The sequence below is a fragment of the Fictibacillus iocasae genome (genome assembly GCF_042665465.1).
Classification (GTDB): domain Bacteria; phylum Bacillota; class Bacilli; order Bacillales; family Fictibacillaceae; genus Fictibacillus; species Fictibacillus iocasae.
On record NZ_JBHTCP010000013.1, the window covers coordinates 57,048 to 84,000 of the forward strand.

Genomic DNA, 26,953 nt, shown 5'->3' on the forward strand with positions numbered 1-26,953 from the left:
TTTGTCCCCTTAAAATAATTCTTTAATGTTTGTTTTAAAAATGAAGCGTAGTTCTTCGCCTTTTTCGACAAGACGGTCTTTTAAACTCTCGGCAATTGACTTGTTGTAGGATGTCTCGTTTTCAGGCTCCATAATGTGGTTGAAAAGCGATTTCCCTTCACGGTCCCAGCTCGAAACACCTAGCGTCTCTTGGATGACTGCTTCTTCTTCCACATCCTCAAGCAACGCTTTGTATTCAGGATGAAGCTTGGCTGGTGCGTATACGATCAGCAGCTTCAGCCATTTTTTCGCTTTTTTATACGATTGCTTTTGAACCGCTTTTTCCATTTCTTTAGTCAGTGACTCCAACGACTGCTGCTTCAGTTTTGATACTTCTTCAGCATTTTTCTTTGTGTCATGCATCTTCTCAATGCTGCGGAATGTCTCTTCATATTCTTTTTTAGCTAGCGACTTCTCCGCTTTTTTCACTAGTTTGTTATACTTCTCTTCTGCCTTGATCGCTTTAAGCAGATCTTCGCTTTTCTTTTTCAGTTCTGAGCTGGAGCGTTTGTGATCTAAAATGTAGTTCAATTCTGATTTGGCTTTTTTGTATTTCTTGTTTTGACTGGATTGCTGTGAATTTGTCCAAACTCCGTTAAACGCATTGCTCATGAGCTTTTCCACTTTCGCATCAATCTTGTCCAACTCATAAATCGCTTCGAGCTCGGTTATTGCACCTTTGTAGTCTTTGGATTGAACCATAGACGAGGCTGTGGTGAAATGTTTGTCCGCTTCTACCTGCTTTTCGTCCACTTTTGGTGCGGGCTTTGGAGCTGGTTTTGGTGCAGGTGCAGGCTTCGGTGCTGCTGGCTTTTGAACTGGAGCTGGAGCAGGTTTTGGCGCTGGCGCAGGGGCGGGCTTTGGTGCCGGTGCCGGAGCAGGGGCAGTTCCCCCTCCGTTATGATAGTGGTACCCCGTGCATAGGCCCTTTGCTATAGACTTTGGTGAACAGTTATGGCCTCCATTACCGTCCAAGCCGCCGGAATGGGCAGAAACGGTAGAGGCGGTTCCTAGCATATACATGAAAGCTATACTGAAAATAGTGATTTTCTTCAACATATTGTCACTCCTTTACAAACTTCCTATAATTTATCATTTATTACAACTAGATTACAAGTGTTATTATGATATTACAATAATAAAATTATCGGCAGATTTTAATCGGGGTCCGGTACCTGCTTCTATGCGTGTATTAGCAGTGCGGTGTCTATGAAAAAGGTACCGGACCCCGGATCTTAGCTTCTGAAAGAAACATTTTTCTCCAAAATGTGAGGCGGAAAATGGTATACTCATACAAATACTGTCATTTTATGACGATGGTTTAAGGAGGCTTGGCCGTGAGTATTGAACTTGTTTTGATTCCTGTTGCGATTGCGGTTTCTCAATATACGTCGGATCAGCTGGAGAAGAGAAAAGAGAAGAACCAGTCGTTCGTGCTTCCTTCTTATATGAAGGACGAAACGCTTTTGCAGCAAGCACTGGAACAGTATGGCTGCCATACGGTGATGGTGGACGAGCAGAATCTTTCTATCCATACAGGTGCTCATCAGATGGTTTTTTATAAAAATGAGGAAAATATCTTCGACTTGGCTGCGGATTCTTCTGTTTCGCGGGAGGATGCCGAGGAGTTTCTCCATCAGATACAGGACGAGTACACACGCATTCTTCAGCAGGAGACGTATCAGAAGTTACTGCAGCGTGCGGAGCGACAAGGGTATGTGCTGGAGTCTGAGGAGATTACAGAAACGAATTCCATCGTTTTGACGTTTAAAGTGTAGAGGGGGATGACCCATGGATCAGCGGATAAAGATTGAGATTGGGCCGGACGGCAAGATTAAGGCGGAGACACTTGGCTTAAAGGGCAAAGAGTGTCTCGCATTTTTGGAGCAGCTGGAAAAGATGCTGGATGCTGAAACGGTGGACTCTAATTTTACGAACGAATACTATGAAACAAGTTTGCAAACAGAAGAGAAATCGATCATACAGCTTAACAGGGGGATGAAAGAATGAGTAAGGGGATTACGCAAAAAGGAAAAGCGTGGGAGTGGGGAAATTCCTTATGGATGCTTTGGGCATTAGTAACCTTTGGGTTGTTTAACTATATTTCTTTCTTCTATATTGGCTATCGGGTGAAGCAGAGAAAATGGACGCTTGCTGGTGTGCTATATTCTATTCCATTTATCTTGATGATCATTTTTTCTGAAACGACCGATGAAGATCATTGGTCATATGGTTTAACGTTAGCCATTTACTTTATCTGTTCCACCATCTCCTTTTTCCATGTGTTTGTCGTGAGAAAGGAATACCTGCTTCGGCTTGAGAAAATGAAAGACAGTAGATTTGAAGAAAAAGAGCTAGAACGATTGAGACAGAGCATTGACCGCGAGTATGCGATGGGCCAGCATATGGCGGCTGCTAAAGCGGAGGAACCGCGGCCGCTGTCTTCCAACCCTTCCGTTCTGGATATTAACACGTCATCGGAAAAAGAAATCGCCGCACTGCCGATGATCGGGTCCATTCTTGCCAAAAAGGCGGTGCAGCATAAAGAGCTGAACGGCGGGTTTCAACATTTTGATGAATTCTGTGACGTCCTGCAGCTGAAACCACATGTGATGGAGCGTGTCAGACCTCTTGTCGCATTTTCGGCCATTCAGCGGCCAGCTGTGGAAGGAGCCAAGTCTGGAAGGGTTATTGATTTTTAATGAAGCTGCGCATCCACCGGTTTCTTCCTCTCACGACGGTTGAGGGTCCTGGAAAAAGAGCGTGCCTCTGGGTGCAGGGGTGCTCTATCCATTGCCGCGGCTGCGGTGTTCCGTGGACGTGGAGCACAAAAGGCGGCAAAGAAACGACTGTACAGCAGCTTTTTTCTGAAATCGTAAAAAGCAAGCATCAGCATGATATTGAAGGGGTCACGTTCTTGGGCGGTGAGCCCTTTGACCAAGCCGAGGCGTTAAGCGAGCTGGCTGCCTTAGTAAAGGAAGCGGGCCTATCAGTTATGTGTTTCAGCGGATATACTTATGAAACGATTTTGGCGGAGAACAAACCTGGTTATTCTGCCCTCCTCCGCCAGGTTGACCTGCTGATCGACGGGCCCTTTGTTCAAGAGCAGCTCGACCTTAGCCGGCCATGGATCGGATCAGCTAATCAGCACTACCGGTTTTTGACCAGCAAATATGCTGATCTAGCCTCACAGCTTCATCGTATTCCAAACAAACTGGAAATCCGGATCGAGCGTGATGGAACTGTCGCGCTGAACGGAATGGCCACTCAAGAAGAGCTGAGGCTCCTGACAAATGGCCTTGGTGAACGAACGAAGGGAGAACAGTAACGTATGACAACTGCGGTGATACAAGAAAAGACAACACAATCCATTTTAGCTGACCTGCTGAAGGCGCGCTTTCCGCTTTTATATATCCAAACGTTTGAAGAAGACCGCATTTTATCTGTGATTCGGTCTGTCGGTGCCAATGCACAGCTTGTGAAACGGCCCCGAAATGTTTTGACGTGGCGCCTTACTTCGGGCATGGAGAACGAACTCTCACAAAAGGTGCCAGATACCGTCGCACCGATCAAAGCGTTAGACTATATCGAGAGCTATGATGACGCTGGAATCTTTGTGCTGCAGGATTTTCATATTTATTTCGGCGGTCAAGGAAAGCTGCCCGATTTTCAGGTGATCCGGAAGCTGCGGGATATGGTGTCCAAGCTGAAGTGCAGCCCTAATCCTAAGAGCATTATTTTCACATCGCCTACCCTCGTTCTTCCATATGATCTTCAGAAGGATGTGACGATTGTTGATTTCCACCTGCCTTCTTTACAGGAAATCAAGAGTGTTCTCGATGAAATGATCGCCGTTAACGAACAGAGCGGCCGAATTCAAATAGACCTATCTTCTATTGAAAAAGAACAGCTCGTCAATGCGGCTCTCGGCTTAACGTTATCCGAAGCGGAAAACGCATTCGCACGAGCGATGGTAGAAGATGGCCGGCTCAGTGTCGACGATGTTGACGTTATCCTCCGAGAAAAGGAGCAGATCATTAAGAAGACGGGCATTTTAGAGTTTATCACGAGCGATCTTGTGATGGAGGATGTTGGCGGACTGGAGAACCTGAAGCGCTGGCTGCACAAACGCAACAAATCGTGGCTCGATTCAGCAAGCAAATACGGTTTAGACGCGCCTAAGGGTGTCCTGATTACCGGCGTGCCTGGCTGCGGAAAGAGCTTAATCTCTAAAGCCATCAGCTCGATGTGGCACCTTCCTCTCTTACGGTTTGATATTAGTAAAATTTTCAGCGGAATTGTTGGAAGCAGTGAGGAGAACATGCGGGAAGCCATTCGAACGGCGGAGGCGCTCGCACCTGCTATTCTGTGGATCGATGAGATTGAAAAAGGGTTCAGCGGCATGAGCACGGGTGGTGACAGCGGCACCTCGGCACGTGTTTTCGGCCAGTTCCTCACGTGGATGCAGGAGAAAAAGAGCGCGGTGTTCGTTATTGCGACAGCCAACAACATTCAAGCCCTTCCTCCTGAAATGATGAGAAAAGGACGGTTTGATGAGATCTTTTTCGTTGATCTGCCAACCATGAGGGAACGGGCGGAAATTCTGAAGGTGCATATGGACAAGCGGCTGCTGCATCCAGATGTGATCGGGACATTTCAACGTGACGAGAGCACGCTCGAGCATCTTGCACGCATGACAGAGGGCTTTGTCGGTGCCGAAATCGAGCACCTCGTCATATCCGCGATGTTCGAGGCTTATTCAGAAGAGCGCAGCATAACATTAGCTGATTTTGAGCGGGCAATCGAAAATACCGTTCCACTATCGGTTACACAAGCGGAACAGATTCTAGCGATTCGTGAATGGGCGAACGTTCGCGCCATCACGGCTACGCCTCGTGAAGACCGCGCGGAGTATGCAGAGCGGCCAGCGGTTAACGGCAGCACCATACCATCTGCTGGCGGCGACGACCTCCGCTCCACCCGGGGCGGAAGAGCCATTGACTTTTAACTACAGTTCGGGGGTCCGGTACCTTTTTCCCTAGAAGCCGATACGACGCGGTTTCTTCAGAAAAAGTACCGGACCCCCGTTTTGGTTTTGAATTTCTCAAAATATTTACAAAAAATTATATATTTTGCATTCAAAATTAATGATATATTATTGGAGGATTTAAATAATTTTTGAAAGGTATGTGAATTTATGGTGTTAAAGCGCAATGGTAAGAGATTGCTAGCTTCTATGCTTGCAGTCGGTCTTATTTCTCAATCTGTTTCTCCCTCTTTTGCTGAAGCAAAATCAGCGAAAAAACCTGCTCCTAAAGTACCATTTGTTATTTCTGATCCTTATGTGGATTTTTCAAAAGGTACGAAAGCAAGCGTTAAAGTTACCCCTTTAAAAGAAAACAAAGGCTTGGAAACGGTTGTATTTCAGCTAATGAACGGCAGCACGCCGGTCGCTCAAGCCGCTGTTGAAACAGATATCAAGACACCTGAGAAGTTCAACGCACACTTTGATTCTACTAACCAAAATTATTGGATTAAGGTTTCGGTCGTTTCCCACTATAATGGCGAAACGTCGAAATTCGGAACTCATTTGGCAAAGCCGGTTTCCACTTCACCTTTCACGTTAAGAATCATGGAAACGACGGACATCCACACAAACTTTGTAGCCTATGACTACTACAAAGGAGCGCCTTCCGATGTTCTGGGCCTTTCAAAAACGGCAACACTCGTCAAGCAAGCACGTCAAGAAAATAGAAATACGGTATTAGTTGATAACGGAGACCTTCTTCAAGGAACGCCGCTTGCTACATATAAAGCGAAGATCGCTCCTCTTAAAAAAGGTGAGGTTCACCCGGCATATAAAGCCATGAATCTCATGGGCTATGATATTGCAACTTTCGGAAACCATGAATTTAACTATGGCCTTCCGTTCCTGAACGAAGCAATCAATGACGCGAAATTCCCGTACGTCAATGCTAACGTTTATCAAGTCGACAAAGACAAAGATCCTAAGAACGATAAAAACATGTTCACTCCTTACAAAATTCAGGAGAAGCAAGTTCTAGATAAAACAGGAAACTTAAAAACGGTCAAGATCGGTTACATCGGTCTTGTTACACCTCAGATCATGGACTGGGACAAGCAGCACCTTGAAGGCAAAGTAACGGCGCGCGATATCGTCGAGACAGCGCAAAAATTTGTTCCTGAAATGCGCAAGAAAGGTGCAGATGTGGTTGTTGCCATCACGCACTCTGGCTTTAACGGCGACAAAAACAACAAAGAAGACGTGATCTATGAGCTAAGTAAAGTTGCTGGCATTGACGCGATCACGTTCTCGCACACACACAAAGTGTTCCCTGCAGCTGATGAGAAGTCTTTGGACATCCTTTTCAAGGACTCAACAGGCAAGCCTCTTCCAGGCGTTGATAATGCAAAAGGAACGATTAACGGCGTTGCAGCCGTACAAGCGGGCTATGGCGGAAATTCTCTTGGCCTGATTGACCTAGAGCTTCAAAAAGTAAAAGGCAAATGGAAAATCGTGAACACGCAGTCCTCTACACGCGGCATTTTCAATAAAGCAACGGGTGAAAAAGTAGCGGAAGATCCAGCGATCGTGAACGCGGTAAAAGCAGACGTTGATGCAACGATTAAGTATGTGAACACACCGATCGGTAAGACAACAGCTCCAATTCACAGCTTCTTCGCTCTTGTTCAGGACGATCCTTCTGTTCAGGTCGTGACCAACGCACAGAAATGGTATGTAGAAAAGTATATTGCAAGCAACAAACCGCAATACAAAGACCTTCCGATTCTATCTGTCGGTGCGCCGTTTAAAGCAGGACGCAACGGTGTGGAAGAATTCACAGAAATCAAGACGGGCGACCTGACGATCCGCAGCGCAGGCGACCTTTACCTTTATGACAACACGCTAAAAGCGCTTAAAGTGAAAGGTTCTGTTGTAAAAGAATGGCTCGAAATGTCAGCTGGCAAGTTCAACAAAATCGATCCTAAGAAAACAGAAGAACAAGCGTTGCTGAACGACTCGTTCCCTGTTTATAACTTCGATGTAATCGACGGTGTTACGTACAAAGTCGATGTAACTAAGCCGGCACGCTATGACGGCAAAGGCGTAAAAGTATCTGATGCTAGCCGTATCGTGAACCTAATGTACAATGGCAAGCCCATTGATATGAACCAAGAGTTCATTGTTGTCACAAACAACTACCGTGCATCTGGCGGCGGTAACTTCCCTGGTATCAAAGGCAGCGAGTACGTGGTGGATTCAGCGGAAGAAAACCGTCAAATCTTGATGGACTACATCACTGAAGTAAAAGAAATCAACCCGACTGCAGATAACAACTGGTCGATCGCACCGATTCAAGGCAACGTGAACGTCACGTTCACAAGCTCTCCTAAAGGAGAAGAATACTTGCCAGAAGGCGGTAAAATCACATACACAGGCAAGACTAACGAAAAAGGCTTCGGCATTTACTCGTTTGATTTGAAGAAAGAAACGTTTACGCTTAACTTAATGCATACAAATGATACACATGCACAGCTTGATAAAGTGGCGAAACGCATTACGGCGATTAAAGAAGTTCGCGCGGATAAGCCGGATGCTCTATTAGTCGACGCGGGAGATGTGTTCTCTGGCAGCCTTTATTTTAACGAGTTTAAAGGCCAGGCTGACCTTGAGTTTATGAATCTTGCAGCTTACGATGTTATGACACTTGGAAATCATGAGTTTGATCTTGGCGGAACTCCTGAAGGCCATAAAGCGCTAGCAGACTTTATTAAAGGAGCGAAATTCCCAATCGTCAGCTCAAACGTTGATTTTTCTAAGGACAGCCAGTTATCTGGACTGTTCAAGGACGGTATCACTTCTGATGCTGCTGGCGGAACGGTTTACAACAGCATCGTTAAAAACGTAAACGGTGAAAAGGTTGGATTTTTCGGTCTGACTACAGCTGAAACTGCTAGCATCTCAACTCCTGGCAGTGTTGCATTTGAAAATTACATTGCTGAAGCCGACAAGGCGGTTGACGCTCTTGAAGCGCAAGGCGTAAACAAAATTGTCGCCGTTACTCATCTTGGGTTCGATGACACGAAAGAATACGATAACGATCAAGAGTTGGCTAAGCATGTAGACGGCATCGACATCATCGTTGGCGGACACAGCCATACGCAGCTTAACGCACCATTCGTAGTTGCTGCAGACGAAGCTGGAAAAGCAAAAGAGCAAACCATTATTGTTCAGGCTTTTCAATACAACGAGTTTCTTGGTACCGTTGATGTTGAATTCGACAAGAACGGCGTCGTGAAATCATATGCTGGCCAGTTAATTAAATTAGCAGATAAAGCCGATGACGCACAAGCGGCTGAAATGCTGAAGAAGTATTCTGAAAAAATTGCTGCACTAAAGAACACACCGACTGGTGCGGTTGCAGAAAAAGCATTGCTTGCACCACGTACGAGCGAACCAGGTAATACAGGTATAAGCATTCGAAACAGCGAATTCGAGATTGGCAACCTGATCACAGACGGCATGCTTGAAAAAGCTAAGACTTACAATAAAGATACGGTTATCGCGCTTCAAAACGGCGGCGGAATCCGTGCTTCCATCAATGCTGGTGAAATTACACTCGGAGAAATCTTGACAACTCTTCCTTTTGGAAACACACTGGCTACAATGAAGCTTTCTGGCGCAGAAATTAAAGCTGCTCTGGAGCACGGCGTAAAAATTGCGCCAGCTGAAAATGGCGCATTCCTGCATGTAGCTGGCATGAAATTCACATATGACAGCAAGAAACCGGCTGGTGAGCGTGTTGTGTCCATGGACGTGAAAAACGCTGATGGCACATTCACAGCGATTGATCCGGCTAAAGAATACGTTGTCGCAACAAACGCATTTACTGCTAAAGGCGGCGATGGATTTACAGGATTCAAAAAGATTTATGAAGCTGGCGGCGTAACGGATCTCGGTATTTCTGACTGGGAGATCTTCCGCGACTATGTAGCTAAATTAAAGAACGTTAACCCGGCTATCGAAGGCCGTATCGTTGACGCTGGTAAATAAAAACTTAAACATGGGGTCCGGTACTTTTTCGGAGACACTGCACGGCAGTGGGCTCGATACGAAAACGTACCGGACCCCTTTTTCTGTTTGTTAGCCTCCTTTTCCTCCCTTCATGCGATCTATTGTATGAAAGGAGGTGATACATATGGCACAAGCTTCAATCCAACGATCTCAGCTGCAGATGGTGTTTCAGCAAGGTGTTGACGGTGAAGGTTATCCGGTTCTAAAGCGTAAAAACTTCTCGAGCCTGAAAACGACGGCAACACCCGATCAGATGCTCGCTGTTGCAAACGCGCTATCTGGCCTGCAGCAGCATGTTCTGTACGCGGTCGAGCGCAATAACGCTTACGACATCCATACGTAAGCAAATTTAGTGAAGGGGTCCGGTACTTGAACGATAAGCTGGTGTACCGGACCCCGAACGGTATAAACCCGCATAACGGCGGTAATTCTTGATCTCCTGTACCGGACCCCAAATCTATTAAAACCACTCAAACTAAACGAAAGGAGGGACCATGATGGCTAGAACGCTTGAGCTTCAGTTTTTGAATGAAGATGCGAAGACGGTGACGATTCGTTTGGATGCACCGGTTGAGCCTGCGAACTCGGCTTCTATCGCTGCTGCGATGGATGTTGTGATCGCACAAAACATCTTCAACACGAACGGCGGCAATCTCGTCAGCAAGAAAGGCGCCCGGATCGTTGATCGCTCTGAGAGCCCGATTACGCTGATCTAATGTAGAAGACCGATGACAGCCAGCTCCTGGCGCATCGGTCTTTTTATTTTATAGCAAAAAAAATACACTCAGACGTATTCTTGATCTGAGTGTCCCTCCATTAAAACCTGGGTTTACTGCTCTAATACCGCCTGTACAATTAACCGTTTTGTCGGGTTTTTCATCGGTTCGCATGTTATGAGAGTTAAGAGAGCCTCTCCCGGTTTCGTGCTTAAGACAGAAATATCATCTGGCATCACGGTAAATACCTGATTCACTGTATAGCTATAGCTTCCATCCTTTGTTTCGATGATAATCTCATCGTTCTTCACGAGCTCATTCAACCGGTTGAATTGCTTGCCGTACGTAAAACTTCGGTGCGCCGCTATGGCGGTGTTCCCTTTTGTTCCAATTGGAGTGGTGCCCTCCAGCCTGCCTGCAGCATGCTTCAGATTTTGCTGGCTGGCACCTTCCAAAACCGGCAGCTGCACGTCAAGCTTAGGAATGCTGATCGTTCCTAGTAAACTATTGCGTTCTGGCAGTCGTGGTTCCTGCTGCTCTTGCTCATTGAACACCGTTTCGAGCTTTGTGAAGCTCGTTTTCGCTTTATCATCGATATGATTTTCCCATTCTCGCATCAGCTGTTTTTCCTGGTAAGAAGAATACACACTCTTCATTTTTGGATACATCATGGTCACAATCCCTGTCAGTATGAGTACATAGGCGAGCCATTTCATGATTACCGCCGTCTAAACAGGCTGTGAAGGATTGATTTCTTACTTAACAACAAAATTAAGCCCGCTGCCGTAATAAAGAAACCTGTCACGATCAGCAGCAGAGGATCCTCCTCCCCGGTTTTCGGCAGGGTACCGGTATTTGGCTGGCTGCCTTGATTTGGAGTTTTGCCGTCACCGTCAGCTGGCGGGTGAACAGGCGCATCGCCTTCTGCAACCAAAGTGAACGCCACAACCGTTTCAAGTCCTTGAAACTCATTTCCCGATTCATACGGAAACTCGACCGTAATCGTCAGCTTTTCCTGAGTGAATTTTGCAAGCTTACGAGGTGGTAACTTTGTGAAATTATTTAAATTCCCTTCATACAAAATGCCCTGATCGTCCTCTATCTTCACATCAAGTTGCTTGTAAAGCTTCTCAGAACCAGACTTTAGGCGAGATGTCAGATCATATGAAAAATCCTGGTTGCCGTTATTTTGAACCGTCAAAACGCGAGGTGCCCAATCACCTGGCTTAAAATGATCAATCTCAAACAAGACGCTTTGGGGAAAGGTATCAATCTTGATCTCAGGCGCGCTGCTGTCTGCACCAGTCTTGCCAATGGGAGCAAACACGATGATGGCGAGCAGGAGACAAGAAAAGATAATACTCAATTGAAATCTAGTAGAATAGATGTTCATAGGATCTACCTCTCATCCTGAGAATATTAGAGATAAACCAATCTTACATAAAGAAAAGGTGAGTCTTCTCACCTTTTCCAAGTCAATCTTATTTCCACTCACCATTTCCTTGTTGTGCATTAAACGTCCAAGTAAGATTTAAGGAATCACCCTGGAATTTATTTTGATCTTGATTATTTTCTACAAAAGTAAACACTACGAATAAATTATCAAACGTTTTTGCTTTAATTCCACTGCCTTCAGGAGAAAACCATTGAGCAGCAACTGCATCAGGGTCTGGACCATTTTTTAGGTTATATAGTGAGTCACTCCAAATTACTGCACTAGCTTTATCTACGTTTGCTAAGATATCTACTCGAATATGCTTACCAAAATCATCGCCACCATTATTACCGTTTGTATCGTTGACCGTATAAGCCGTATCTAAAAGTATTTTCTTTATATCTAATGAGCCATCATTTTTTAATTTGAACGTTCGGTATATTTTGTCGCCAGGCTTTAAATTATCCATGCCTACCATTACAGATGGATCAGTATTAATATCTAGTGTACCTGCTGCAAATGTACCCGTTTCTGTAGCTGTATCACTAAAATAAGCATACGTCCCTCCACCAACCAATGACAATCCAAGTGCGGCTGAAGCTACCCCTAGGCCTAGCTGTTTTTTCAAACTCATCTTTTTTTCCTCCCATTCACCCTTTTTTGGGTATGTATAATATTTTTTATATTGAATCCGTTTGGAAGTGATCCTCCCGGAGTTTCAACCAGAGACAGGTGGTGCTTTTTTCACTTCTATTTCCTTAATCGCTTTGAAAATCGTAAAGGCGGAGTAAATTAAGAGCAATATTCCTGGCAGGATTAGCAGTAAGGCTGCACCAGACTTAGACTGTGCTGCGTTCAGGAAATACCCTATATACGGGATGGTGAATCCGTTGTACTCCCCGACAACATTGGCTGCCAATACCGGCTTCATATCCGCCGCGTCGTTGTTGTCACCTTTTGTGATGTACGATGTGTTTGGCCCCTCGCCTCTTACTTCTAAGACCCGGTGTGTCACCAGTTTGGTTTCAGATTCCTTGAACGTGATGACGTCTCCTTTGCTGAAGCGCGTCATATCGCCACCTGGTTTTATGGCCACGATCGAGCCGGTTTGGATTTCAGGCTCCATCGATCCGGATAACACCGTTTTGAGCTGATATCCCATGATGGCCGGCTCTCCGCCTGAAGCTTTAGAGGAGATGGCCACGAAACCCATCAATAAAAACGTGATCAATAAAAGAACCGTCATAATGTTGCTGATCCATCTTTTCAAAGAAATCATTTCTCTCACCCTTTATTCACTATTTGATATACGCTCATTTGGCTGCTGATCGCCTGCACTGTTCTCGCTTGGCTGTTCAGGGTCAGCCGGCTCCGGGTCAACCGGTTTCTCCGTACCTTCTGCTGGAGGATCAGACGGCGGTGGATCTGCTGGCACGGCTGGTTTGGCTGGTTCCTCCGGTGCTGGTGACGGTGTTTCTGGTTCGGAAGGAACTTCTGGAGCTGGAGGAGCAGGTTCCATTTTTGAAGACTCGGTACATTCCGTAACGGATAGTTGCTCGCTCCATAATTCACCTTTTCCAGGATGACCTGAACGCTGGTACGCTTTAAACTTGTAGATTCCGTTTTCTTGCGGTTCAAAGCTCAATGTTGAGCTCGCTTTTTCCTTTAATGCCTCGATGACCCCTTCTGCTAGTTTCTGCCCATCCTTGGGGTTGCCTTTTAAAGCAAACCAGACCTCATATGTAACGGAGCCTTTCATGTCATTGCCGCGATTTTGTATTTCAGCTGAAATGGATGTGCACTTGTCTACACTTACATTTCCGAATTGTAACGAGCTTTTATCCCAGCCCTCATTTTGCGGCGGCTTTTCTTCTTCCCATACACCTGCTTCTATCGAGCCTGTAACTGTTTTGGTATCATTAAAGTAGGCGTTGGTGGATCCTGTAAGGTTGGTTAAGGTGATGGACAAAGAGTAGAAGATGACGCCTATTTTCATGGTGGAAATGTAGAGATAATGCTTGTTTCGAAACTTTCTTAGCCGTTTGCTTCTAATTTTTGTTCCCTCCCAACGTAGAGGATCGATTTAATTCAGTTCGTTCTTTTTAACGAACGTTATAATGGAATTATAGAACGTTACTTTTGTATTTAAAACATTCGTTTAGGGTGGTTTACGTTCTTTTTTGAGTACAATCTTACTAGTTATCTTCCTTTTTCTTCTGTTTTCATGGAATATCGTATTTTTTATAGAACTTTTTGTTCATTTTATAGAACAATTTCATTAAGACCCCCAATAAGAGAAACCGTTACCACTGAAAGCCCTATTTATGGTAAACTTAAATGAAAAAGTTATCTGCCAAAGGGGACTGTAAACATGGAAAACGTTGAGAGCTTGGGTGTTAAAACCGGGGATACGATCGTTACAACCAAAGGGTGGAAAGGCGTGGTTACCGCCACTCTTACGAATACAGTAGTCGTTGATTTTTCTTCAATGGAAAATTATGAAGAGCTGTTCGAGCATGAGAAGCAGGTCGTTCGGGTCGCAGATATTAAAGAGTTGATCTCTAGATAAAGGAAAAAGGACACGATGATGTGTCCTTTTTTTCATGTTATTTGTTTTTTTGCTTGAGGATTTCTGTTACAAACAGCCGGGCGATGCTCTCGTAGCCTTCTGTGCTTAAATGAATGTCCTGAGGATTTGGCAGAAATTCTAAGGCCTTTTTTGCGATAACCTCATTGGTCGGTATATATGTATCACCGTTGTGCCAGGCTCTCAGCTGGATTTGAGCGTTAAGCGCGTCCAGTAAGGGCAGCAGCTGCTCCTGCTTGTCCACTGGATAATACGGAAATGGATTATAGTATCCCATCACATATACATTGGCGTTTGGATTCAGTTGATCAATTTGAGTCAAAATCAGCTCAAGATTCACGGCCACTCCAGCAATGGCCACGCCGGCTTTTGCCGGATTCGTTTTCAGGATAGGCAGAAGGTCGTTCGCCCCGATATCGATAGTAATGTGGCTAGCATCCTTCAACTCGCTGCGAACGGATGGATTCAAAAGAACATCATTTCGCAGCTGAACAGACGTATAGCCGGAAACGCCAAAATTGTGATACTGCATTTGATATTGTGACCGTTCAAAGTGATCGGCAATATAATCCGGATATCCGTCATCAAACGTTCGGTATGGCGTCTGGCCAGCGGCTAAAGAATCACCTAACGCAACATAATCCATGGTTTTCTTCGGGTTATTCGCTTTAGCTGCAGCATCCTCTACCGGCAAGGATAACAGCAAAACACCTGCGGCTAGAAATGAGAGCGCTTTCTTTTTCATCTGAATTTCCTCCTTTTCAATTCCTCATAGCTCGAGTCATTTAGACTTCCATTATAGCTTTTCATGCGTTATAAAGAACGAACTTTCCCTCGACAGAAACTAACAAAGCCAAAAGCCGCGAATGAACGGCTGTTGGCTTTATAATAGGGAACTGACCGCTTTGTTCCGTTCATCCTCTGCTTTTTTCAAATTGTCGTATTCCTTGTTCACCTTCGTTCTCCAGCCAGACAGCTTTCCTTTCCTCTCCGCGATCATCCGCTTCACTTCGTCCGGGTTCGGTCCGCCTTGGATCTTGCGGCGGCGAACGAATTCGTGCGGACAGGTGATGCCGCCCCATTCCTTTTCTGATATAACAACTGAAGTGACGGAGGAGATCAGCTCGTTGATCTCCTTCACTGTGAGTTCATCCAGTTCCTTTTGTTTCTGTGTGCACGTTTTCGCGACTAAGCTGGCGATGTGGTGCGCCTGTCGGAAGGGCACCTTCTTTTCGCGCGCCAGTACGTCGGCGAGCTCGGTAATCGTGATGCATGATGTTCGCGCCCTGCTGCCCAAGGTTTCTTTGTTTACGTCCATCGTCCGGATAACAGCATTCATGAGGCGCACGACGCGGTTCGCTTTTTCATAGCTTCGGTACAGATGCGGCTGAAGGTCGTCTTCTGTGTCCACGATGTCGCCGAACGGTGTGTTGTGGATCATCTGGATGGCAGCGAGTGCCTCGCCGGCTGAACTGCTCGCGAGCGATCGGGAATGCTCGATCGAAACCGGATTTCGCTTTTGTGGCATAATGCTGCTGATTTGGACGTACGGATCCGCCACTAGTATCACGCCATACTCGTGCGTCGTTTGCTGCAGAAAATCCTGAATCCAGCGTCCGGCATTCGTCATCATGCTCAGTGTTGCGGTCGCCGCCTCGATCAGGTAGTCGGCGGCTGCGATGGCGTCATACGAGTTTTCGACGAGCCCATTAAAGCCCAGCAGCTGTCGGACACGTTCTCTGTCGATCGGAAAGCTGGTCGTAGAAAGCGCTGCGGCTCCAAGCGGTGACAGGTTCACAATCTCGTACGCGCGCCAAAGCCTCGACATGTCACGCATGAACATGTCATAAAGGGCAGCAAGATAATGTCCGAGCGTGGTAGGCTGCGCCGGCTGAGTGTGGGTGTAGGCAGTCATGACCGTTTCGGTGTGTTCCGCTGCTTGTGTGAGGATGGCATCAGCCAGCAGGAGCGAGCTATCCATGAGCGTAAGGATGTGCTGGCGCAGAACGAGGCGGTACATCGCTACGCCCATGTCGTTCCGGCTGCGCCCGATATGGATGTTCCCCGCAAGATCTGCGCCAATCTCTTCACTCAGCTTGCTTTCCATCATAAAAAAGAGATCTTCAAATTGCGGCTCGTATTGTAGTTTCTTATGATCAATCTGTCGCACTTTTTCAATGCCATGAAGGATGACTGATGCCTCTTTACGAGAGATGATCGACTGCTCTGTCAGCATGACCACATGTGCGCGATGAATCGAAAACATCTCATGAAAAAGATGGTCCCGCTGGTCGTTAAAGATGTGGCGCAGCAGGTGGTCGGCGTACGTTTTACCAGGAAATGCGGTTCCTTCTTCTTGCAAAAAACGCTCTTTCTCGTTCATGCGCTCTCTCCGCCCTTACGTTGAACTCTGTACGATACATTATGCAGCGAGTGCGGTCAGCGGACTATAGAAAAAGCCGCCCGGGTTATAACAGCACCTCCAATCGGGGATGCCGTTCCTTCATGCCGGGCGGCTTTGTGGTTTATTGCTTTGCTTTAGCTTTGTGATTTTTAAAAATTTGCTTCACTTTCGGTGCCAGGTAATGGCTGCCGTTGCGGTCCTGCACGTCCTCGATCATCATCGCGACAAGAAGTGACGGGTTGTCCGCGTTGTAGGCGACATACCAGCCGTATTCCGCCCCCTTTTCATCTGCTTTTCGCTTCAGTTCGGCGGTTCCGGTCTTGGCTGCGAGCGGCAGGTCCGCCATGTACGAATCGTGTGCGGTCCCTTTTTTATTCGCAACAACCTGCTTCAAATCTTCGTTTATACGCGCGGCCGTCTCAGGGCTGATCACGCTTGCTGGCTCGCCTTTATCGCTGCTTACAAGCTTTGGCGAGGCGAGGCTGCCTTTATTCACGAACGGCGTGTACGAAAGCGCCAGGTGAAGCGGGCTCATCTGCACCTTCCCTTGGCCGTATGAGCTGTCCGCGAGCTGCACTTCGCTCATGTCGCTCTCGCCGTACGTGGACTTGGTGATCGGAAACTGTATTGAAAGTTCCTTTTCAAATCCAAACTCCTGCAGTCCTGTCAGGTACTTCTCTTTGCCGAGCTTGACCGCATGCTGCGCGAAGTAAATGTTATCCGAGTAAATCATCGCGGTTCGTAAATTCACGCTCGGCACCTCGGTCACACGGTTGACCGCATAGTTGCCCCAAGAAGCATCTTTCTTCCAGGCACCTTTAATCGTTAATGCTTTATCTGGATCGATTACCCCGTTTTCCAGCCCGATGGCGGCCGTCAACGGTTTGAGCGTCGAACCGGGTGCGTACGTGTGCTTGAACCGGTTAAGGAACGGCTGCTTCGGATTCTTTTGCAGCGCATCAAACTGCGACTGCTTCATGCCTAGGATAAAATCGTTCGGATCGTACGACGGGCTGTTCACCATGGCCAAAATTTCGCCGGTCAGCGGATGGATGGCCGAAGCGGTACCGGCGTCGCCCTTCATGCTGTTAAAAATCGATTGCTGAGTAGCGCTGTCAATCGTCGTTTTCACGTCCGCACCATTTTTGACCGGCGTTTGGGCGACGACTTCTTTTTCTTCACCGTTTTTGTCGAGAATTTTGATGACGCCGCCGCTTTTACCGCGCAGCTGCTCCTCGTACACTTGCTCTAGCCCCGCTTTTCCGAGCCAATCCTGGTCAGTGTACCCTTTTTTCTTTAACGTTTTCAGCTCTTCCGCATCGATCGGCCGGATGTAGCCGGTCAAATGCGCCGCAGCTTCTTTCAGCGGATAGATGCGCGTCTCGTTTTTCTGCGTTTTCACGCCAGGCAACGCAACCGCTTTTTTGGCGTTCGGGTCGTCGATCGCGAGCTTCTTGATCGGAACACTGTGCTCAGGCTTGACCCATTTTTGCTCCAGCTTCGCCTGAATGTCTTCTATCGACAGTCCGAGAATCGGTGCGAGCTTCGTGATCGTTTCCTCTTTATTTGCTCCTAGCTCTTTTGGTACGATGACGATCTCATGAGCCGTTCCGTTCACTGCGAGGGGTGCGCCGTTCTTATCAAGAATCGCGCCGCGCTTCGCCGGCAAAGTAGTAGCGGACACTTTGTCGCCTTCCTTCATCTGCGGAAAAATGTGCGACGCGTTCCATTCCATCGCCCACTGCTCACTGTCGTTCTTTTCTTCTAGCACCATGTTCATTTTGTGTGTATATTCGACCGGACCGGCGAGTGTGTTCATTTTGAGGTCATAGTTGACGCCGGTTTTATCGCCATCGATTTCTTTGCTGCTCTTCTTAGCTGTGATGTTCAGCTTGTCTGCTTCAATACCAGCGTAGATTGCCTCGTATCTTCTAACGAACTCCTCTTTTTGAATGCTCTGCTTGGATTCGGCAGACAGCATGTTATACATCTTCTCAAATTCTTGCTTTTCCCAATGCGAAATGTACGTCTTCATCGCTTTGTCCGGCTTCGGCGGCTCCGAACAGCCCGATAACGCCACGATCGCTAACATAATAAAGCCTGCTGCTATAAATCGAATGTTCATATGCAGCTCCTTTCTGTGAACCCTTTTCTTTTTTGCTATTTGGCTATTATAACAAAAATGATGTCAACGTTAAGAGATTACCCTCTTTGGTGTGTGCTTACGCATGGGATGTGGGGTGACGCGAGGATGGGATGGGTTGGTTCTTGGTTGATGCTTGGGGTCCGGTACGGTGCTTGGGGTCCGGTACTATGCTTGGGGTCTGGTACGGTGCTTGGGGTCCGGTACTATGTCATGAATGTCGAGAGCTGATGCGGGGTCATTGATTGTGGTACCGGACCCCAGAAGATTTGAGGAACGCCAATAAATCTCCAAAAGCTGGATCATCTTGTCATTTAGTCCCCCGGCGCTTATTTGGTTGATTTTCATAAATTTTGTTGATATTTTTGCTTAATTCTGTCTGGTTTTTTATATTAGCGGCCATATCACAGCAATAGCCCTCGATCCAGTATGAGCGAGGGCTAAATATCAGCTTGCTATTCCTAGTTCAACCATCTATTATGCTCTATTACAACAATTCCAGCGGAAATCACTACAATTTCTATATTTCTCACAACAGCTTTTTGAAAAGTTACAGCAATCCACCGAAATGTCACAACATTTCAGGAGAAAGTTACAACATTTGCTCATCCCCCACTAAAATAATGCCTTTGGAGCAAGTTATCAGCTGCCGTATCACAGCAAAAGCCCTCGATCCAGTGGGAGCGAGGGCTAAATATCAGCTTGCTATTCCTAGTTCAACCACCTAGTATGCTCTATTACAACAATTCCAGCGAAAGTCACTACAATTTCTATATTTCTCACAACAGCTTTTTGAAAAGTTACAGCAAATCACCGAAATGTCACAGCATTTCAGGAGAAAGTTACAACATTTGCTCATCCCCTCACTAAAATAATCCCTTTCAAACAAGTTGCCAGCTGCTGCGTCACCACACACAACCCCTCGCTCCATAGAGCGAGGGGCTTCACGATCAGCCTACTTTAACAGATGTTGCTTTGCTTATGTTCTTGGCTTTGTCTTCTGCTGTGACGGTTAAGATCGTGCCTTTTTTCTGGGCTTTGATCTTCACTTTATAGCTGCCTTTTTTGTCTGCTGTCGCGGTGCCGATCACTTTTTTGCCTGCTTTGACCGTCACTTTTGCGCCAGGCTCTGTTTTACCAGAAACATATGTGCTTTTGCTGTTCAGCGCGTTCACTTTCGGCGCGGCTGGAGCGACGATGTCGGCTTTAAGGATCGTTACCTTTTTCGTTGTTTTGTTGCCGCCAAGGTCGGTCACCGTTAAGTGGAACGTGTTCACGCCTGGCTTGAGCGCTACTTTAACATTGACCGTGTCGTTTGCCGGAACGAGGATATCGACCGGGCTTTCGATGGCCTTGTCGTATTCATGATTGTCGTCCACGTAAAGTGACAGGTAGTTAAAGTTATCTTTCATGTTAATTCTGAGCGTCGCTTCGTTCACGTTTGTGTGAACCTTCGCTGGAGCTTTTACGGAAATTTGAGCAGCAGTCGTGTCGATGAACACTTTGCGTGCGATCGCGAACTCTTTTCCGTCGTAATCCGTCACTTTCAGGATCACATCATGCAGTCCTTCGCTCGCAAAGGCAGCGGTTGTTTCGAATTGATAGTTGCCGTCCAAATCCTTCGTCACAACGGTTTCTTTTCCGTTAACCGTCAATTTCTTGATGCCGCTGTCTTCTGTCACATACCCTTTTACCGGAACTACTCTCGAGTTGTACTGACCGTAAGGCTTTGGTGCATGGTCGTCCAGGAAGATGATCGGCGTGTCGATGTCGCCGATCGCGGCTTTATCGCTGCCCGCGTTGCCCGCGTAGTCCATCGCGATCACATCGATGACCGCTTTTTCAGGCACGTCTTTCAGCTGATAGACCGTCTGATCGCTGCTCACCGTTTCGATCAGCTTGCCGTCAACGTAAATGCCGAACACATCAAGACCTGTACCGCCGTCTTTCGCGCTCCATGTGACGACCTTTTTCTCGGCATCGTACTTGGCATTCACTTCAGGTGCGGTTGTATCGACAAACACTTTGATTTTCTTCGACTGCCACTGGGCACCGGCATAATCGATGACCGACTTGATTTCATAGTGATAGAGGCCGTCTGGCACTTTAGTTCCTTTGACCGTTCCATCCCATGCACGTTTCGTGTTCAAGCTGAACGCTTCGCCTGATCCGGAATCATAAAAGGATTTCAGCACGTTCTTCTCCAGCTGCACGCGGCGCAGGAAGTTTCCATTTTTGTCGAGCACGTTGTATTGCACTTCTGCCGCGTTTCTTAGGAACGATGGAAGCGGATAGATGTCATCAGCGAACTTATCGCCGTTCGGTGACAGCGGATAATAATCCTTGCCCGGCACCGTGCCGATAAAGTCACTGTCTGCTCCTGTTACCATGTCGTGCGGCGTTTCTTTCGGGAACAGGTAATTCAGATCATAGAAGCGCGTTTCGCCAAGATCTTCAAAGCCGTCCACGATCGCCGGACGGTCCCATTTGCCGTAGAACCCTGTGTACGGCACCGCAAGCGTTGGCTGCACTTTTTTCACATCCGACAACGTTACGAAGCCTTCTACGAAAATGTCCTGCTTTAGGTTTTGGAACTGTTCCTTGCCGTCTTTATCGATTACCGGAATCTTGGCATTTGTGAAATCGACCTTCACTTTGAATGTTGAGGTCTTGCCTGCTTTTACCGTTACGGTGCTTGGTGCTGTGACCTTCGCATCCTTCATGTCGCCCGCGATCAGCGCGTTATAGTCCGGGCTGCCTTCCACTTGCTGAATCGTGTCTGTCAGCACGTCTGTGTTCACGTTATACGTCACATCTTTGTCCGAGATGTTCTTTGCGGTAAATGACATTTCAAAGACTTTGCTGGAGAGCTCCTTCAGCTCGACCTTTGCCTCGTGGTTCGCATTATTGTAAAAGTAAACCGGCGTGTCGACGGCTGCATACGTCTGCATCATTCCAGCACCTTGACGGCGAGGAGAGAACGGCTGATCGTTCAGGTCTTCAATCACTTTTGATGTGTTCATGAGAAGCACCTTCGCTAAGCGCGTGCGCTGCTCCACCGAAAGCTTGCCGAAACGCTTGTCTTCTTTTAAATATTCCTGAACGAGCGCTGCACCACCGGCAACGTGAGGCGCTGCCATCGACGTTCCGCTCATCTGGCCGTATTGGTCATCGTTCAGCGTGGACAGGATCTTGCCGCCTGGCGCTGTGATCTCTGGCTTCAGCTCAAGGCTTGGCGTCGTTCCCCATGATGTGAAATCGGTCATGCGGCCCACTTCGGCATCTGCTTCTTTTTTCGCCTGCTCAACATGCAACGTTTTCTTGCCTTCGCTGATCGCATTTTCTAGAGCCAATCCGTCTTGTTTCGAGATCTTCATGAACGGCACTTGCCATCCGCCTTGATCTTTGAAAAAGACCGGATTGTCGCTGTTGTACACGATAATACCGATCGCTCCAGCATCTGCCGCGTTCTTTGTTTTGTCATAGAACGTCAGACCGCCGCGGGATACGACGACGACCTTGCCTTTAACGTCAACGCCCGCATAGTCTTCTGGTGCGCCGAGCTTTCCGCCAAGACTGACGAGCTCGAGCGAGTTTTTATGAGCAGCAGCAAGCTTCGTCCAATCATCGACTCCGTAGCCGATACTCGCGAAGCCATCCACTCCATCGACTGTGATCTTATGTTCGTACAAATACGCTTCGTTTCCAGACGCCGCCACTTGGATGGAGTCTCTGTTAAGGCCCGGCGCCCCTACAACTCCGATGTCAGGATTCTGGGCAAACGGGTTGTCCCATCCGCTTGAGATGTGGCCGGAGTTTCCTGCCGATACCGAGCAGACGATTCCGTTCTCCACCGCACGCGTGATGGCGAGATCTTCGGCACTGCGCTCATCATAAAACGACGCAGTAGAGCCAAGGCTCATGTTCACAACATCCGCTCCGAGCTTGATGGAGTCATCGATTGCCGCCAAATAAATATCCGACCATGTGGAAGGATAGTTCGGGTCGTTACTGAACACCTTCATGCCGAGTACCTGCGCTTCAGGCGCGACACCCTTTAACCCGCCCTTTGTTTCATCACCGTTCGCTGCCACTGTCCCGGCAACGTGCATGCCGTGCATGGACGCATCCGGACCGATGTCAAGGATCGTATCGTTCTGGTCATAATAGTTGTAGCCATAAGGGACTTTGTTTGTGTAAAACTTACCTTTAAGGCCCTGTGAGCTGACAATCGTGTTGACTTCGCTTTGCGAAAGGTCGCCCTTCGCGTTGTCTGAGAGCACGAAGTCTTTATGTGATGGATCGACACCCGAGTCAATGACGGAGACAACCATCCCTTCTCCTTTAAAACCAGCATCCGCCCACGTCTGGCGCGATTGGATGAACTGATGGCTCGTGACCATATCCGGTTTCACTTCTGGACGGTTGTACTCGTTTGCCAGGTACACATTTTTCACGCCCGCGATGCTTTCGATCTTGGCCACATCGCCGTATGTAACTTCCCCAGAAAACCCGTTAAACGCAACACTGAAGTTCTTTTTGTAGCTGAACTTGACGCCCTTTGAGCGAATCAAGCTTTTCACGGATTTCTGCTTCTTTTCTACCTTTGCTCCGATTTCCTTTTTCTTGGAAGAAGAAAGAGACTTATACAGCTTTCCATTTTCCGTCGCGTATTCAACAGGCGTCTGCCCTTCTACTTCGACGATCACGCGGACTTTATCCGACGCTTTCAGCTGGTTCTTCGCTTGCGTTTCTTTCTGCTGAGATTTTGCCGCGCTCTGTTTCGGAGAATGCTGCTCTTTCAGCTGGCTGATCATGGACTCCATGTTGCGTGTTGAAGCCGCTTCAGCCGGTGTAGCAAAGCCTAGATTTGATAGAATAAGTGCCGATGATAATGCGTACGTTGCGAGTTTGCTATATTTATTCATCCTTTTCATGTACCGCTCGCACATCCTTTGATTAGATTTTGGAACGCAAATAAAAATACAAGATTTGTATACTACTTTTATATTAGAGCCAGCCAGCAAGTTAGTCAAATAATAGTCAGAAAATTCTATTTAATAGAGTAGACATTTAACTATGTGAATCTTTAAGAATAAACCCTATTTGGGGGTCCGGTACTCGTTGGTGAAACCCTCGCCGTGGCGCGTGTTCATCACGATGAGTACCGGACCCCGAACTTTCCGAACTTTTTGAAGCGAAGATCCATATTTATGATCAAGTTTAAATGAAAGGCCTCCTGAGAGTGTCAGGAGGCCAGATTGCATATACTTTTTCGTATACTACTAAAGTAGTAGTTGCGGTAATAGCCGGAATGAGAGCCGGCGGGGCGTTTTCGTTATCTTCGGCTGCCCCATGCGCCGACATGAGCAAGGCTTTCTGTGAACGATTGGTTGTAGGGTGATGGTACGTGCTGGCGCAGTTTTTCTTTTGGTCCGTGAAAGAGCAGCTCGCCTTCTTTCATGATTAAATAAGAGTCGCAGAGCATCTGCAGCTCCTGTGCGTCATGGCTGGAATACAGGATGGTCTTGCCTTCATACGCCAGCTGTTTAAGGTGCGACACAATCTCCTGCTTCGCGGCAATATCGATGCCGACGGTCGGTTCGTCGAGAATGAGGAGATCAGGCTCGTGAAGCAGGGCGACGAGGATGTTCAGCTTTCGCTGGTTTCCGCCTGAGAGGTGCTTCACTTTTTTCCGGTAATGCGGCATCAGCTGCCATTCTTCACATCGTGTCAGAACCGCACGCAGATCGCGGCGTCCGGCAAGCTTAGCAAAAAACTCGATGTTCTGCTTGACTGTCAATTCTTGATACACCGCGATTTCCTGCGGCACGTAGCCGAGCAGCGGCCTGACTGCGCGCGGATCGGATGCGGCGTTCATCCCGTCAATGACGATCAGCCCGCTTGTCGGCGGCATCATTGTCGCAATGCACTTGAGCAATGTTGATTTTCCAGCGCCGTTCGGTCCGACAACGCCCGTGATTTCACCGGCTGGCAGTGAGAACGAAATATTGTGAAGGACGGTTTTACTGCCATATTTTTTGGACACGTTACTCAGTTGAATCATCGCTGTTCACCTGCTTTTCTCGTACTGTGAATGGCAACGATCATAGCCGCCGCTGCCATACAAAATAGTGTGATATATGGCGGATGTTGGGAGACCGCGGCATCTGCTGCCCAATATTGCGGCGTCACATAAGCCAAATAGTGCAGCCGCTCTGTGATCTCATCGGTCGGGATAAACGTTCCGCTGAAAAGCGAAGAAAGCAGCAGCACGGTAATCGTGATCATGCCCCATGTCCGCATGTACCGAACACGGTGCGCGAGGTAAAAAACCACCGTGGAAACGAGAACACCATACATGGCAAGTGATGCTGTTTGCTGCAGCATATCCTGTGCTGGCAGTTTGCCAGATTGGTAGGCATAAACCGTAAATCCGGCTAGTAACAGCCATTGTAAGGCGGTGATAGCGAGCAAGCTTCCCGCGACATAGTGATGGGGCTTTGCCGTGAGCAAAATACGGCCGGTGATCGCGCTGTTTCGTTCGGTGATCACCCACCCGCACCATGCAAAGGAAAACAACATAAGAAACAAAAGGACACCCGGCAGGTAGAGTGAAGAAACTGCGGCGGGCTGAACCGGTACTTCGGGGTCCGGTACTTTGGTGCCTGACCCCTTAGTGCCTGACCCCAAAGTACCGGACCCCAAACTTGAAACGGGTATGTTCTCGATCGTCATGAGTGTCTTTTTGTTCCATGTGGTGTTTGTGTATTCGTATACTTCCTTCCAAAGCTGCTGCTTTTCGGCTGCGTTCATCCGGCTTGATTGGTGGGCATTTTCGACGGCTGTTTCTGCGCCAAGCGCGCTCGCAGAAGGCCGCATAATTTCGGCTGCAACCATTTCTTGGACAGCGGCGGTTGAAATCACCGTTGGTGTCGTCCAGACGGTTACACTCTCTTCTGCCTCGTTCTGCAGCACATCATCGCCGAAGTTCTCAGGAAAATGAAAGCCTGCCGCCGCTTTTTGCGTTTTAACGAGGTTGCGTGCTTCGTCCTCACTGTCCGCTTGTAGCACGGTCATGACCGGATTTTTTTGGATCGCGGAAATAATCTGCTTTGTGATCTCACTCTGGTCGCTGTCCGCGATCACGATTGGAATGTTGCTCTTCGATACGGTGTCTGCGGCAAAACGGTCAAGCAGACCAAGAAAAAGGACAGGCAGCAGCAACAGCAGCGCGCTGCGGCGGCTGCTTAGGAGGATTCGTATACGGTTGACGGCGATTGCGGCTGTTGTGCCCATAAGTCCCTCTTTTTTAATTTAATGAGAAGCTGTTTGGCAAGAAGCAGAATAGCTGCGGTGCCGGCGAGCTTTGTGAGCGTCTGTAGCGGTATGTTGCCAGAGCCGTACAGGGCATCGAGCATGCCGTTCTGCGCCAGGCTCATGATGCTATACTCGCTGATATTCTGCCATTTTTCCGGCAGCAGGCTCGCTGGAAACAGCACGCCGCCAAGGATTGTGGCTGTAGCCGTTACGGTCATCCCCGCGAGCAGCGCGGCTGTTTCTTTTGTAAAGAGCTCGGTTATCAGCGAGAACATTGCCCCGATGGCGATGAGATAAACTAGCAGGACGAGTGCTGCGATCATATTGAAGTGCTTTGTGACGGCGTAGAACATGCCGCCTAAGACGCCTGCCTGCAGGAGCAGCAGAAACATGCCTGACCAGAACCGGCTCCACGTCATTTCGGTGCTAGAGACGCCGTACAATGCCAGGCGGTCCTGCAGCGCCTGCTGTTCGTTCGGCTTTGTCATTTTTATCGTGAAGATACCAGTGATCAGGAGCAGCAGCAGCATGCCAGAAAGGGCGTAATAGCTTTGCTGGTTGGTCCCGCTGTACACCGATACTTCTTCATTTGTAAAAAACTGATTACGGTCGAGCGCGTGAAGCGTCAGTTTCGTCGCAATCTGCTTGCGCTGCTTTTTTAACTCGCTTTCTGTTATCGGAAGTTGTTTAGAATAGTCGTACGCCGCATTCGCTCCGGCTTGTGCGGCAGAAATGAGCTTGGCATTGGTCGCCATAAATTCGCGGAACAGCTTCGCCTGAAAGCCGCGCCGGTCGTTGGTGATGACCCCGACCGGCATGTTCTTGCCCGTCCAAAGGCTCTCGGTAAAGCCTTCCGGGATGATGGCGATGCCTGCGATTTCGTTATTTTTGAGCTTTTGCATTGCTTTATCTTCAGATAAAACGCTGAACGTCATGAGTTTCTTCAACTCTTCTGACTTTTGATATTGCTTGAGCAGCAGCTTTGTCTCAAACGTCTGCTCATGGTCCACAATGGCCACCGGAAACGGTTCGATCCACTGCTTTTCTTTGAGAAGAGGCTGCAGCCCGGTGTACAGGATGACTAGCAGCACGACCGGAAACAGCAGGGTGATCAGCAGCGGCACCGGATTGCGGAGCCACGAGCGTATGGTGTTAGAAGCGAGCAAGAATATGAGCCGCATGGTCGGTACCGTCCTTTCCGTCGTGTCGTTG

At 47.8% G+C, this 26,953-nt stretch carries 22 protein-coding genes; 9 read left to right on the top strand and 13 right to left on the bottom strand.

The window, feature by feature from the left end; all coding sequences use genetic code 11:
• Positions 1-9 precede the first annotated feature (9 nt).
• On the bottom strand, positions 10-1,098 hold the full coding sequence (locus ACFQPF_RS06990; RefSeq protein WP_379747964.1) for a YHYH domain-containing protein: 1,089 nt from the start codon (positions 1,096-1,098) through the stop codon (positions 10-12).
• Between the two features lie 278 nt (positions 1,099-1,376).
• Here ACFQPF_RS06990 and ACFQPF_RS06995 point away from each other — a divergent pair, with 278 nt between their 5' ends.
• The 8 genes from ACFQPF_RS06995 (at position 1,377) to ACFQPF_RS07030 (ending at position 9,852) form a co-directional block, all read left to right on the top strand.
• Positions 1,377-1,817 (top strand): hypothetical protein, encoded by a 441-nt coding sequence (locus ACFQPF_RS06995; protein WP_379747966.1) that lies wholly within the window; start codon positions 1,377-1,379, stop codon positions 1,815-1,817.
• A gap of 13 nt (positions 1,818-1,830) precedes the next feature.
• Entirely contained in the window at positions 1,831-2,049 is a 219-nt protein-coding gene (locus ACFQPF_RS07000) for a DUF2997 domain-containing protein (protein WP_379747968.1), read from the top strand.
• A complete protein-coding gene (locus tag ACFQPF_RS07005) occupies positions 2,046-2,741 on the top strand; it encodes a ComEA family DNA-binding protein (RefSeq protein WP_379747970.1) in 696 nt (231 codons plus the stop codon). Before ACFQPF_RS07000 ends, ACFQPF_RS07005 begins: the two co-directional genes overlap by 4 nt.
• A complete protein-coding gene (locus ACFQPF_RS07010) occupies positions 2,741-3,367 on the top strand; it encodes a 4Fe-4S single cluster domain-containing protein (RefSeq protein ID WP_379747972.1) in 627 nt (208 codons plus the stop codon). The genes ACFQPF_RS07005 and ACFQPF_RS07010 overlap by 1 nt, the downstream gene beginning before the upstream one ends.
• A gap of 3 nt (positions 3,368-3,370) precedes the next feature.
• Positions 3,371-5,047 (top strand): AAA family ATPase, encoded by a 1,677-nt coding sequence (locus ACFQPF_RS07015; protein ID WP_379747974.1) that lies wholly within the window; start codon positions 3,371-3,373, stop codon positions 5,045-5,047.
• Between the two features lie 189 nt (positions 5,048-5,236).
• Entirely contained in the window at positions 5,237-9,115 is a 3,879-nt protein-coding gene (locus ACFQPF_RS07020) for a bifunctional 2',3'-cyclic-nucleotide 2'-phosphodiesterase/3'-nucleotidase (RefSeq protein ID WP_379747976.1), read from the top strand.
• A 145-nt stretch (positions 9,116-9,260) separates the two neighbouring features.
• The gene (locus ACFQPF_RS07025) at positions 9,261-9,479 is read left to right on the top strand and encodes a DUF1659 domain-containing protein (RefSeq protein ID WP_379747978.1); all 219 of its coding nucleotides are present in this window, start codon (positions 9,261-9,263) and stop codon (positions 9,477-9,479) included.
• Positions 9,480-9,630: 151 nt separating this feature from the next.
• The gene (locus ACFQPF_RS07030; protein WP_379747980.1) at positions 9,631-9,852 is read left to right on the top strand and encodes a DUF2922 domain-containing protein; all 222 of its coding nucleotides are present in this window, start codon (positions 9,631-9,633) and stop codon (positions 9,850-9,852) included.
• Between the two features lie 113 nt (positions 9,853-9,965).
• On the opposite strand, the gene ACFQPF_RS07035 is transcribed toward ACFQPF_RS07030, so the two are convergent.
• The 5 genes from ACFQPF_RS07035 to tapA all read right to left on the bottom strand — a co-directional run bounded on the left by ACFQPF_RS07035 (position 9,966) and on the right by tapA (position 13,370).
• Positions 9,966-10,568 (bottom strand): class D sortase, encoded by a 603-nt coding sequence (locus tag ACFQPF_RS07035; protein ID WP_379747982.1) that lies wholly within the window; start codon positions 10,566-10,568, stop codon positions 9,966-9,968.
• A 2-nt stretch (positions 10,569-10,570) separates the two neighbouring features.
• Positions 10,571-11,245 (bottom strand): LPXTG cell wall anchor domain-containing protein, encoded by a 675-nt coding sequence (locus ACFQPF_RS07040; protein ID WP_379747984.1) that lies wholly within the window; start codon positions 11,243-11,245, stop codon positions 10,571-10,573.
• An 88-nt stretch (positions 11,246-11,333) separates the two neighbouring features.
• Positions 11,334-11,921: a TasA family protein gene (locus ACFQPF_RS07045; RefSeq protein ID WP_379747986.1), complete on the bottom strand. Its 588-nt coding sequence runs from the start codon at positions 11,919-11,921 to the stop codon at positions 11,334-11,336.
• Positions 11,922-12,005: 84 nt separating this feature from the next.
• Positions 12,006-12,566 (bottom strand): signal peptidase I SipW, encoded by a 561-nt coding sequence (gene sipW / locus ACFQPF_RS07050; RefSeq protein ID WP_379747988.1) that lies wholly within the window; start codon positions 12,564-12,566, stop codon positions 12,006-12,008.
• 12 nt (positions 12,567-12,578) lie between these two features.
• Positions 12,579-13,370 carry an amyloid fiber anchoring/assembly protein TapA gene (tapA, locus tag ACFQPF_RS07055; protein ID WP_379748473.1) on the bottom strand — a complete coding sequence of 264 codons (792 nt, stop codon included), beginning with the start codon at positions 13,368-13,370 and terminating at the stop codon, positions 12,579-12,581.
• A 288-nt stretch (positions 13,371-13,658) separates the two neighbouring features.
• Between tapA and ACFQPF_RS07060 the strand changes: the two genes are divergently transcribed.
• Positions 13,659-13,856 carry a DUF2187 family protein gene (locus ACFQPF_RS07060; RefSeq protein ID WP_379747990.1) on the top strand — a complete coding sequence of 66 codons (198 nt, stop codon included), beginning with the start codon at positions 13,659-13,661 and terminating at the stop codon, positions 13,854-13,856.
• 37 nt (positions 13,857-13,893) lie between these two features.
• Here the strand turns inward: ACFQPF_RS07060 and ACFQPF_RS07065 are convergent, their stop codons facing one another.
• The 7 genes from ACFQPF_RS07065 to ACFQPF_RS07095 form a co-directional block, all read right to left on the bottom strand.
• Positions 13,894-14,619 (bottom strand): SGNH/GDSL hydrolase family protein, encoded by a 726-nt coding sequence (locus tag ACFQPF_RS07065; protein ID WP_379747992.1) that lies wholly within the window; start codon positions 14,617-14,619, stop codon positions 13,894-13,896.
• Between the two features lie 138 nt (positions 14,620-14,757).
• Positions 14,758-16,257 carry an argininosuccinate lyase gene (argH, locus tag ACFQPF_RS07070; RefSeq protein ID WP_379747994.1) on the bottom strand — a complete coding sequence of 500 codons (1,500 nt, stop codon included), beginning with the start codon at positions 16,255-16,257 and terminating at the stop codon, positions 14,758-14,760.
• A 142-nt stretch (positions 16,258-16,399) separates the two neighbouring features.
• Entirely contained in the window at positions 16,400-18,403 is a 2,004-nt protein-coding gene (locus ACFQPF_RS07075) for a penicillin-binding transpeptidase domain-containing protein (protein WP_379747996.1), read from the bottom strand.
• Between the two features lie 968 nt (positions 18,404-19,371).
• Entirely contained in the window at positions 19,372-23,358 is a 3,987-nt protein-coding gene (locus ACFQPF_RS07080; RefSeq protein ID WP_379747998.1) for a S8 family serine peptidase, read from the bottom strand.
• Positions 23,359-23,759: 401 nt separating this feature from the next.
• Complete coding sequence (locus ACFQPF_RS07085; RefSeq protein WP_379748000.1) at positions 23,760-24,488, bottom strand: ABC transporter ATP-binding protein; 729 nt, start codon at positions 24,486-24,488, stop codon at positions 23,760-23,762.
• The gene (locus ACFQPF_RS07090) at positions 24,485-25,720 is read right to left on the bottom strand and encodes an ABC transporter permease (protein WP_379748002.1); all 1,236 of its coding nucleotides are present in this window, start codon (positions 25,718-25,720) and stop codon (positions 24,485-24,487) included. Before ACFQPF_RS07090 ends, ACFQPF_RS07085 begins: the two co-directional genes overlap by 4 nt.
• Positions 25,672-26,922, bottom strand: a complete 1,251-nt coding sequence (locus ACFQPF_RS07095; protein WP_379748004.1) for an ABC transporter permease — start codon at positions 26,920-26,922, stop codon at positions 25,672-25,674. Before ACFQPF_RS07095 ends, ACFQPF_RS07090 begins: the two co-directional genes overlap by 49 nt.
• Between the last annotated feature and the right edge of the window lie 31 nt (positions 26,923-26,953).